This window comes from Microseira sp. BLCC-F43 (genome assembly GCF_041929235.1).
Lineage (GTDB): Bacteria > Cyanobacteriota > Cyanobacteriia > Cyanobacteriales > Aerosakkonemataceae > Microseira.
Genome location: NZ_JBHFNP010000210.1, coordinates 23,677 through 33,713, shown reverse-complemented (window position 1 = coordinate 33,713; position 10,037 = coordinate 23,677). Strand labels below are relative to the sequence as shown.

At 46.5% G+C, this 10,037-nt stretch carries 10 protein-coding genes; 3 read left to right on the top strand and 7 right to left on the bottom strand.

All coding sequences use genetic code 11. The features are described from left to right. Window positions 1-75: 75 nt before the first annotated feature. The 4 genes from ACE1CM_RS28840 to ACE1CM_RS28825 all read right to left on the bottom strand — a co-directional run bounded on the left by ACE1CM_RS28840 (window position 76) and on the right by ACE1CM_RS28825 (window position 3,883). Window positions 76-1,086, bottom strand: coding sequence for a nitrilase-related carbon-nitrogen hydrolase (locus ACE1CM_RS28840; protein ID WP_374882293.1), 1,011 nt, complete (start codon window positions 1,084-1,086; stop codon window positions 76-78). Between the two features lie 8 nt (window positions 1,087-1,094). Then, window positions 1,095-1,841 carry an NUDIX domain-containing protein gene (locus tag ACE1CM_RS28835; RefSeq protein WP_374882292.1) on the bottom strand — a complete coding sequence of 249 codons (747 nt, stop codon included), beginning with the start codon at window positions 1,839-1,841 and terminating at the stop codon, window positions 1,095-1,097. After that, entirely contained in the window at window positions 1,814-2,401 is a 588-nt protein-coding gene (locus ACE1CM_RS28830) for a nicotinate-nucleotide adenylyltransferase (RefSeq protein ID WP_374882291.1), read from the bottom strand. The genes ACE1CM_RS28835 and ACE1CM_RS28830 overlap by 28 nt, the downstream gene beginning before the upstream one ends. A gap of 72 nt (window positions 2,402-2,473) precedes the next feature. Beyond that, window positions 2,474-3,883 carry a nicotinate phosphoribosyltransferase gene (locus ACE1CM_RS28825; RefSeq protein ID WP_374882290.1) on the bottom strand — a complete coding sequence of 470 codons (1,410 nt, stop codon included), beginning with the start codon at window positions 3,881-3,883 and terminating at the stop codon, window positions 2,474-2,476. Between the two features lie 287 nt (window positions 3,884-4,170). Here ACE1CM_RS28825 and ACE1CM_RS28820 point away from each other — a divergent pair, with 287 nt between their 5' ends. Then, on the top strand, window positions 4,171-4,323 hold the full coding sequence (locus ACE1CM_RS28820) for an isochorismate synthase (protein ID WP_374882289.1): 153 nt from the start codon (window positions 4,171-4,173) through the stop codon (window positions 4,321-4,323). A 631-nt stretch (window positions 4,324-4,954) separates the two neighbouring features. On the opposite strand, the gene ACE1CM_RS28815 is transcribed toward ACE1CM_RS28820, so the two are convergent. From ACE1CM_RS28815 to ACE1CM_RS28805, 3 genes are all read right to left on the bottom strand, one after another. Beyond that, entirely contained in the window at window positions 4,955-5,464 is a 510-nt protein-coding gene (locus tag ACE1CM_RS28815) for a hypothetical protein (RefSeq protein WP_374882288.1), read from the bottom strand. Window positions 5,465-5,899: 435 nt separating this feature from the next. Next, entirely contained in the window at window positions 5,900-7,459 is a 1,560-nt protein-coding gene (locus tag ACE1CM_RS28810; RefSeq protein ID WP_374882287.1) for a YncE family protein, read from the bottom strand. A gap of 555 nt (window positions 7,460-8,014) precedes the next feature. Beyond that, a complete protein-coding gene (locus ACE1CM_RS28805) occupies window positions 8,015-8,719 on the bottom strand; it encodes a diacylglycerol/polyprenol kinase family protein (RefSeq protein WP_374882286.1) in 705 nt (234 codons plus the stop codon). 62 nt (window positions 8,720-8,781) lie between these two features. Between ACE1CM_RS28805 and yidD the strand changes: the two genes are divergently transcribed. Together yidD and ACE1CM_RS28795 are read left to right on the top strand one after the other, a co-directional pair. Beyond that, window positions 8,782-9,024: a membrane protein insertion efficiency factor YidD gene (gene yidD / locus ACE1CM_RS28800; RefSeq protein ID WP_374882285.1), complete on the top strand. Its 243-nt coding sequence runs from the start codon at window positions 8,782-8,784 to the stop codon at window positions 9,022-9,024. Between the two features lie 72 nt (window positions 9,025-9,096). Then, window positions 9,097-9,804 carry a M15 family metallopeptidase gene (locus ACE1CM_RS28795; RefSeq protein ID WP_374882284.1) on the top strand — a complete coding sequence of 236 codons (708 nt, stop codon included), beginning with the start codon at window positions 9,097-9,099 and terminating at the stop codon, window positions 9,802-9,804. Window positions 9,805-10,037 lie beyond the last annotated feature (233 nt).

The following is a 10,037-nucleotide window of genomic DNA, read 5'->3' as shown; positions in this document are numbered from 1 at the left end:
CATGCGGGATTTTCCTCGCTCTTGTTCTTTGCGCTCTGCCCGCCCCCCCTTGTGTTGGGGGGGCGGGGGGGCTTGTTATTGGGTATGCTTTTTTCGGGGTGGCCTCCCCCCCTTTTGATGGGGGGGCCGGGGGGTATCTGTTGGTGGTTTTTTTTGTTGGGGGGGCATCCCCCCGTTTGTATGGGGGGGCAGGGGGGGATCCGATTGTGGATGATTGCTTAGGGGTGGCATCCCCCCCTTGTGAAGGGGGGGCAGGGGGGGATCGTTGGTTGAAACTAAATCTTGCTTTTTCGGGTCAAATTCCAATATTACTAAATCTGTTTTAAACCCACCGGCGCGACATACAACTTCTCCCTCACAGTTAAACGCGACGCTATTGCCATCGAAAATTAAATCGTCGTTCCCGCCAATTTGGTTGGCATAGATAATCGGTTTTTGATAGCGGATTGCAGCATGTTTCAGCATCGCTTCTCTTAACTTTTGCTTGCCGACTGTGTAGGGAGAAGCGGATATATTCAAAATCATATCTACACCTAGTTTAGCTAAATCGGCAATCGGATTAATCGCATAGCTGCGTTTCCCCCAAAATTCTTCATCGTTCCATAAATCTTCGCATATAGTAACGCCGATGAGAATTTCGGATTGTGAATTCTGAAGATTCAGCGGGAACAAATTCGGTTTTAACCCTGGTTCAAAGTAACGATGTTCGTCAAAAACGTCGTAAGTTGGTAACAGTCGCTTGTGAAATATTTGCTGGATTTTTCCTTGTTCTAACCAGGCGATACTGTTGAATAATGGTTTCCCGCCATCAACCTGCGATCGCTCGTTTTCTTCCACGGTTCCTACTAATACCGCTAAATCCGGCGGTAAATCCCTTGCTAGCTGTGACAAAGTTGTCGCCATCAACTGCACAAAGCTGGGATTTAACAACAAATCCCGTGGCGGATAACCACATAAAGAAAGTTCCGGCGTTAGTAACAAACGCACTCCCAAATCAGCCGCTTCTTTAGCAGCATTTAAAATTTGTTTGGCGTTATCGTTCAGGTTGCCAATAGTTGGATTTAGTTGGGCAATAGCTATTTTCATTTTTCCCTTTAAATAAACACCAATGGCTTATCTTTAACCGCTGCAAACGCTTCGGCATCAAACCGATACAAACTTGCCGGACGCCCCGCCCCGCGCGACACTTTTAATCCGGTATCGCCTAAAAACCCTAACTTCAATAACCGAGCGCGAAAATTAGAATAGTCGGAAAAGTTATCTCCTAAAACCGTCGTGTAAAGTTGATAAAGATCGTTTAAAGTAAACAGTTCCGGCAAGACATCAAAAGCAATTGGACTATATTCCAATTTGTTACGCAGACGGCGATAACCATACTCTAAAATCTTGTTATGGTCAAAGCCTAATTTTGGCACTTGTTTGATGGGATACCAAGCAATCCCGCTAACGCCATCGGCGATTAATTCTGCTTCGGCAAATCGCACGAGGGCAAAGTAACTAACTGATAGATAACGCACGCCAAAACTATCGGGTGCTTCGCGGGGATCGCGACCGGGCCCGCCGAAGGTGTATAACTGTTCTAGGTACAAGTTATTCACCCTAATTTTTTCCGACAAAATGCGATAAGCGGCATCTTCTAAAGATTCTCCATGACGCACCAGGGTTCCCGGTAAACACCACTGACCGAAAAACGGTTCGTCTGAACGCATCACCAACAAAACCAGCAGTCGATTTTGGGCGATATCGACTGAGAAAATCACGTTATCGACTCCGACTTTAAAATCGGCTAAGGTTTGTTTTTTGACCGGATATGCTATCTTTTTGGCACTGCGTCCTGGCATTCGTATAATTGGGTTTGATGAATGTAATTTTTAACGGTGGTAGTTAAGCTGGTCGGGTCTTGACGTTCGCGATATGCTGTGGAGGAAACATCGGGTGGGTTAAAGTCGGCGATCGCAATTTTACCCCCCAGACGCCTCAACGCTTCTAAACTGCTGTCCTCTACCAGATATCCTGGTCTAGGAACGACCAGCAAATCGACTTGTCGCAACAATTCTTCAACTCGATACCAACGCGGTAACTGTTTGACTAAGTCTGAACCTATAATTAAGGTTAGCTCTGCATCAGGCCAAGCAGCATGAGCTTTGGTGACGGTTTCTAAGGTTCTGGGACTGCTGAGTTCTGGATTGAGGCTAATATTATGTCGGGGCGGATCTATTTCTGAAATTAATAATCTCAGCATTGTATGCCGATGTTCCAGCGGTGTTTGGTGGGATTTAAATGGGTTATCCGACGCCCAAACTGCTACCCAATCAAACTGTTGGGATAACCAGTTTATAATTGCTTGATGTCCCGATGTTGGCGGATCGGCACTGGTGCCAAATAAAGCGATTTTGGTCATTGGTGATTGCTAATTGCTAATTGCTAATTGCTAATTGGGGCATTTTTTCTATTACCCATTACCCATTACCCATTACCTATTACCTTTTTGGGTTTTTTGGGTTAGTTCTGCTAGGGATGCGGAAATTTCGATTGGTGGCGGGATGGGGTTATCTAGATGGCGCGTTTCTCTGGGGAGACTGGCGACGTTGGTGGCGGTGCGTTGTCTTATTTCTGCTAAGGTTTCGGGGGGTTTTACTCGCTGTCCTTGTTGCAAGACTAGCTGTAGAAGGGGTTGTGAATCCGTTGGGGTTTCTGACATTAGTCCTAAGATATCTCTCCTAATTTCACTCGCTTCAAATGCTCGAAAAATTTGCTTGCGTCCGGGATATGTAACTTTACTGCTGGACTGTTTCATCGTAGGAATGCTATCAATTTCTACCAGTTTGTAGACGCCATTAACGGGGGAACCAGTTACCAGTTTTGTTCCCAATCCATATCCGTCGATGCAAGCACCGGCAGCTTTTAATCTGGCTATTTCCCATTCGTCTAAGTCGCCGCTGGCAAATATGGCAACGCCTGGTAGAAGACTTCTCACCTGTTGCGACAACGTTACCAAATCTCCCGAATCGAGTCGCACTCCCGCTAGTTGCATTTCCCCTGACTGCAATCTTTGGGACAATTTCTGCGCCGCTGCAACGGTATCGTAAGTATCGATCAACAAGGGCGCGCCGGGAAAATAACGGTGAAATGCCGTAAATGCTTCTGCTTCGCTGCCTTCTAATGCTGTCAGCGCCATTACTAACGAATGCGCCATCGTCCCGCTAGGTTTTTCACCCAATTTCAACGCTGCCAATACGTTAGAAGTTGCATCTAACCCCGCCGCTAACGCTGCGCGCGCCGCCCAAAGCGCCCCTTGGGGACTAAAAGCGCGTCGCGTGCCAAATTCTAACAAGGTTGCCAGGGGTCCTGCTACATCTCGCATCCGCGCTGCCCGCGTCCCTATTAAAGTTTGGTAATTTATCGCATTCAGCAGGTATGTTTCTACTAACTGCGCTTGCCATAAAGGTGCTTCCACCCGCAGCAAGGGTTCGTTAGCAAAAATAGCCGTTCCTTCCGCAACTGCCCAAACATCGCCAGTAAAGCGCGCTTCTGCTAGCAGCGACCAAAATTCTTCTGGGGCATGGGCAAATATTCCCGTTGCCTTTAATCCTTCTATCTGTGTTTGACTAAAGCGGAATTTCTCTAAGTATTCTAAGGCTTGTTCCAAGCCCATAGCAATTAAATAACCGAACCTTTCTGGTAAGCGACGCACAAATAACTCAAAACTTGCCCGTCGTCCATCCAACCCTTCGCCGACGTAGCAAGCTGCCATCGTCAGCTGATACAGGTCTGTCAACAAGCTGTTATCTTCGCAACTTACCGTAAGTTCCCGGTCTATCCCGCTGTGGGGTTGCTTGGGATCCGCCTCTTGCAGGCGGTTCCGGTCAGGGGCAATTCTCATAGCCCAGCTTCCTTGCGATCTAGGTTGCTTCAATTATAGTATTATTTACCATAATATTGTCAACTCTTTTTTCAATAAACCCGATTTCTTTAAGAAACCGGGTTTGTGAATCGGCAAAGTTTACACAAACGGGGATATTGCATTTAAACGCAACAAATTAGCTCAAAATCAGCAAAGTATTGCAAATATCTTTAAACAAGTGTTGCAAACCTACCCGATGGGGAACAAATTAAAGATAATGAATCTACTGGCGGACTGCGACTTAACTCAAAAGCAGGAGCATGGTTATGGATATCACCAAAACAATTGAAAACATCTCCCAATATTTTTCTGGGGCATTAGCTCGCATTTTTGGCCCAACTGACGATAAGTATCCTCCTACTGGCGTACAACCTTTTGAAGGCGATCCTTATAAAGAAGGCGATCGCTCAGATTGGTAAGAAAAACGGTAATGGCTAATGGCTAATGGCTAATGGCTAATGGCTAACTACCTGATGACCAATTACCTATTACCTATTACCTATTACCCATTTATATATGAAAATCAGTGGAGGATGCCATTTTTCTCCACTGATTTTTGGTATGATTAGCTTGGTTTTAATCAGGTTGGCTAACAAATTGCAGTTGAAAGACGATTAGCTTGACCGTCACCTATCTGGCTGTTCTGGTAGATGCTTTAACATCTCATTTAGTGACGGTAAAGCAGGGGAAACGACAAAAACCCTGCACCACAAAAATCAACTCGGTTTGTTAGCCACTTTTTCACAGTGTTATTGATGACCACTCGCCACCCTGACGCCGTTCTCCTTTAGGCAGCGATTCGCAGTACAAACAGCACAACGCCTGCTATGGTGGTGCATCTTCAAGTGAGATAGATGCATCCTCAAGTTGTAATTTTATATGTTGCCAAAACTTCAGGAAAAAGGTATGGATTTTTAACGGAAATTAAAATTTTTTAAGATTGCGAAACATTATGGAGCCGATCGCCGATCCGATTTTAACGATTGAGTTGGTCATCTGCCTTGAGTATGGTAAAACATTCCTTCTCCCACTGGGGGAGAAGGGGAAAAATTAGGTATTCAATTGGCGCAGGCGGTTTTGTTCTTGGTTGAATTGCTTTTGTTCTGGGGTGAGTAAGTCGTAGTCGATGGGCGCGCGCATATCCCACTGCATTTCAGCTAAGAGTAACAAGCTGCACCCCATGACAACCCCGGTGGTGAGAAACTGCCAGCTACCGACATAAGGTAATATGCCGATAGCCAACAGATGAACCAACCCGGTGAGGATAAAAGTGCGAGATCGCATCCCTACCCCAGTAACCAGGTAACCCAAAGCACTCAAACCCAACCATAAAGGACAGAGGTGAATCAGTACCTCACCCCATCCCAGAAAAATGCTCAAATCGGTGAGGATAGCACCACCCACCATCAAAATCACCCATTGATAAACAACCCAAACCAGGCGTTCTACCCGTACCCAAAAGTGCGTCAGCGCTACCATCCCAACTGTACCCACCAAAGTCAGCGCCGACCAAAAAATTGCTTGCATGCTCCAACTAAACGGGAGAAACTGAGCAGTCATAAAAATTGTTGCGGTAATCAAACCCCAGAGAAGAAATACCTGATCTATCCGCGTATAAAACCCTGAAAATAAAGTTTTTCCTCGAATTTTCCAGTTTATATGCAAAAGCCCTTGAAGATCCTGAAAGTCAAGGGCTTCTTGTTTGCTACGCAGGAGGGGTTCGGCCCAATTCACAAAAGTCATCCAGTATCTACCCTGAGTGCGAAGGTGAACGATTTACAGATTTATTTAATATTTGCTTCAAATATCTTAACATAAGTGATGGCTTCAGGACTTTGGCCTAAATCTTCATGGTGTCTTGTTCCCAGGCACTGCCTGGGAACGCAGTTTTGGAGACTCTGCCTCGTACAAGGAGGCAGAGTCTCCCGATCGGCATTTCCAGATGGAACCAGGAAACGAGAGGGAACGAGAGGGAGGAGAGGCGAGGGGAATGACTCAATCCTGGAAGACCATAATGCTGCCGGAATAGCAAGCTACCCAAACTTGGCGCGTTTGCGGATCGTAAGTAATGCCGATGGGATGACTCGCCACATTGACTTTTTGCAGGACTTTCATATCAGAAGTGCGAACTTTACTCACAGTATTCTCGTTGTAATTGACAACATAAAGTAATTGACCATCGTCGGATAAAACCATACTGCGCGGTGCATTGCCGGTTAAAACTTTATCGGTTACCTGACCGTTTGTGAGAGAAATTTTGGCAATTCTGCCTTCGCCGTTTAAAGAAGCGTAGAGATATTTACCGGCGGGGTCTAAGTTTAAATGGCGAGGCGAACGCCCGATATTTCTCAACCATTTTACCGAATAATCTTCTAGATTAACCCGCGCGATATTAGAAGAACCCATGACAGCAACGTAGGCATATTTTGAATCGGCATCGACGACAATGCCGCGGGGATAGCGACCGAGTTTAAGGCGTTTTATTTCCCGATTTTGATCGGGATCAACTACACTTAAATCCCAGGTACACCAGTTGGAAACCAAGACTAGGCGGTTATCGGGTGAAGTGGCGACAAATTTGGGAACGGCACCGACTTTGATAACTTTTTCAATTTGAAAAGTTTTGGTGTTGATGCGATAGAGAAAACTGCGATCGCTTGCTTGGGAGGCACTACAGCGATCGCTGCCAGGATTGTTGAAACCGCGCCCGTACATTTGGTAATTAGAAACCCAGGCATACTTGCCATCGTGGGAAAAACTCGCTTCAACGGGTGCGCCTCTGAAAGTGCCTTTGAATTGACCGTAACCGTATTTAGCTAAATTAACCCGATCGGGGATAGTTTTAACTAATTTATGCTGTCGGTTGTAGACGGTAATTGTGTGGCGATACATCATGTTTTGGGCAAAAAACAAACCCTGCCCCGAATGCACGACAGACTTGGGGGAAATATTGCCAGCAATTGTCGCTTTTAACCGCATCCGAGTTGCACGCGGACGGGTTCTAACTTGAGGAGATTTTTTGCTCTGTTTGGGGCGAACTTTGGGTTTTGGTTTCTTGGCGACGATGGCAAGTTGCGACTGGAGGCGAGTTGTTTTTTTAGCTTGTGTTGCGATGGGAGCGTTGCGTTGGAAAGCGATGGTTGCGCCTAATGTAGCAACTAGAATTGAGAGAATAAGAGTTAACCAGGGTAGAGATATTTTGGTTTTAAGCTGTTTTAAAGGATGGGTTTCTACACCATCGCCCCTCTGCTCCTCTGCTGCTGTGTTCCTCTGCTCGATTGTTTGACTCCAGGCGAGTTGCGAGTAGCGTTGCTGTCCGATAACGCGGATAAATTGAATAGATGGGATGGAAAGACTACGCATCCCTTCAGAGATGACGTAGATGCAGAGATCTTGAGGGGGTAGTTGGTCGGATATGAGGGTAACTTGGAGACATTTACCCTCTAGACTGGTGGTGGCGGTGATGTTTTTTTTGGATAATGCTTGGTTAAGTAGGGATGCGATCGCTTCTGGGTTTCCCTGTTGCGCTAGGGATAAAAGAATTTGCTCTGTCACAGTTTCCTCACAGCAAAATAAAACGTAGGGTGTGTTAGGCGCATAGTAGTTTTGAGTTTGACCAACAATCTAACTATGTGCGCCTAACGCACCATTTAATCGCGGGGCGTTATATGATGTCCGTTTGATTACCCATAGTTAAGAATGACGCGGTGACACGGTGAAACGGTGACGCGGAGAGATTTTGATTAAGGGTAATTGGGCGGACATCATATTATATGATGTCCGTTTGATTACCCATAGTTAAGACTGACGCTCCTGACGCTCCTGACACGGGGACGCTCTGAGTTTTAATTATAGGTAAAAAGCCGGACATCATATTACACTGCGTTAACGCACCCTACAAACTGATTTAATCGCGGGGCGTTACACTGGGTTAACGCACCCTACAAACTGATTTAATCGCGGTGCGTTACACTGGGTTAACGCACCCTACAAACTGATTTAATCGCGGTGCGTTACACTGGGTTAACGCACCCTACAAACTGATTTAATCGCGGGGCGTTACACTGGGTTAACGCACCCTACAAACTTGAGTTTACAGGCGATCGCTTGTTAAACCAAAAATAGCTGCATCAAGAAAAAGCACACCGCCGCACTGCCCAAGGGAACGGTAAGATTATCAATACCCAACTTAGAAAATGCTTCTAAAGCAGTCGCAACCAAAGCAACCGCCGCGGAGACTACCCAAGTTTGCCAGATATTGCCCTGCACTGCCAGTAAAATCAGACTGCTGACCAAATAGCTAACCAGAGTCATTGTCAGGGAACCTTCCCAACTTTTTTGCATTCCCCAGATTTTATAGGGATGTTTACCATATTGCTGTCCCACCAAAGCGGCGAGTCCATCGCCCCAAGTCATGACTAAAATACCGATAGCGGCGTATTGGGGAAGTTGCAAAGGCCAAAACCAGGCTACCAGGATACCGATGCTGGCGGCATAGAAAAAAGTTCCCAAACTTTTGCGTCCGACGCTGTTGATACCTGGGAGGATGGGGAGTTTGTATGATAGGAGAGCGATGGCGCTGGCTACAATTGAAGCTGCAATCCCGATCCAAGCGGGTATTTCCAACCACCAGGCAAAGAGTATGACATGCCCGGTGCCGATGTGAACGACTTTTCGCACCTTTTCCGGATCTGCGGCTTTCCAGAGGTGAAGGGATTCGGCTAGGAGTATAATTGCCCCAAGCCAGACGCCGACGAGGGCAATATCTAGCCAGAGGTCTGGGGTTAATTCAAACAGCGGTAGAGAGTTAAGCAAAGACTTGAGGAAAATTTAAACAAGGACTTCTGTTTATTAATTTATTAGATTTGGTCACCCTAATGAAAACTTTGTTGATTTGGTTAATTCGATGCTATCGGGCGTTTATTTCGCCGCTGTATCCGCCTACCTGTCGATTTCACCCCACTTGTTCCCAGTATGCTATTGAAGCAGTAGATCGGTTTGGTCCAGTGCGGGGTAGTTGGTTGGCAATTCGCCGCATCTTGCGGTGTCACCCATTCCATCCCGGTGGTTACGATCCAGTACCGCCTCTGGCAAAAGAGGATAATAATGTCAATTCATAAATATCCACTATCTCTAAATTCTTCAACCCGTTAAAACGGGTTTTAGTTTTAAGTTCAATCCTTTTATTGGCGATGAAACCCTATCAGCAGATCCCTATTTTAGAGTGCGGCGAGCCGTTGGTGCCAATTCCCTTGGAACTATTCGCGGTAGAGTCTCCCCATCCTTATGCTAAAGTGGGCGCGCCTTATGGAGAGCGATCGCCCTACTATCTGCGCGAAACTGTCCTCAATAGTCTGGTTGCAGCGCAAAACCAACTACAGCAAAGATATCCCCATTGGCGCATCCAGATTTTTGATGCTTATCGCCCGGTGGAAGTGCAGCAATTTATGGTGGATTATACCTTGAGTGAAACTGCTCAAGCGCAAGGACTTGACCCGGATAATTTAACCGAAGAACAGCGGGGCAAGATATTAGAGCAAGTGTATCAAATTTGGGCAGTTCCCAGTTTTGATTTGGCGACGCCGCCGCCTCATAGTACTGGTGCTGCGGTGGATGTGACGCTGGTGGATGAGGCGGGAAATGCGGTGGATATGGGTTCGCCAATTGATGAGATGTCTGCGCGATCGCATCCCGATTATTATGCCAATAGTACCAATCCGAACCAACAGCAATATCATGCCAATCGGCAACTTTTGAAAGCTCTCATGCTTGCGGCTAATTTTATGCGCCATCCCCAGGAATGGTGGCATTTTTCCCAAGGCGATCAATTGTGGGCGCATTTGATGAATCAAGAGCATCCAAATAATCCAATTAAAGCACGTTACGGGCGCCTTCTTTAGTCGGGTGCGTTAACGCAGTGTAACGCACCATTTTGGTCAGTAGGGCGCGAATTGCCATTTTTGTCAAAATTGCCCGATTACAGCGGATTTTAAGCGAGTGAGGCGCAGCCTTTTGGCTTGTTTGTGTAGCGGCAGCATTAATGCTGCCGCTACACAAACGAAGGCGTGCCGCATAGGGCTGACATCCGCTATAAATGCACGATTTTGGTCGGTGTGTTAGGTTGCGAATTGCC

What these genes read in the sequence shown, in the direction of transcription:
- yidD (WP_374882285.1), top strand. Translation starts at nt 8,782, where the DNA reads ATGAAAACTTTGTTGATTTGGTTAATTCGATGCTATCGGGCGTTTATT.
- ACE1CM_RS28820 (WP_374882289.1), top strand. Translation starts at nt 4,171, where the DNA reads ATGGATATCACCAAAACAATTGAAAACATCTCCCAATATTTTTCTGGG.
- ACE1CM_RS28825 (WP_374882290.1), bottom strand. Translation starts at nt 3,883, where the DNA reads ATGAGAATTGCCCCTGACCGGAACCGCCTGCAAGAGGCGGATCCCAAG.
- ACE1CM_RS28795 (WP_374882284.1), top strand. Translation starts at nt 9,097, where the DNA reads ATGAAACCCTATCAGCAGATCCCTATTTTAGAGTGCGGCGAGCCGTTG.
- ACE1CM_RS28815 (WP_374882288.1), bottom strand. Translation starts at nt 5,464, where the DNA reads ATGACTGCTCAGTTTCTCCCGTTTAGTTGGAGCATGCAAGCAATTTTT.
- ACE1CM_RS28835 (WP_374882292.1), bottom strand. Translation starts at nt 1,841, where the DNA reads ATGCCAGGACGCAGTGCCAAAAAGATAGCATATCCGGTCAAAAAACAA.
- ACE1CM_RS28840 (WP_374882293.1), bottom strand. Translation starts at nt 1,086, where the DNA reads ATGAAAATAGCTATTGCCCAACTAAATCCAACTATTGGCAACCTGAAC.
- ACE1CM_RS28830 (WP_374882291.1), bottom strand. Translation starts at nt 2,401, where the DNA reads ATGACCAAAATCGCTTTATTTGGCACCAGTGCCGATCCGCCAACATCG.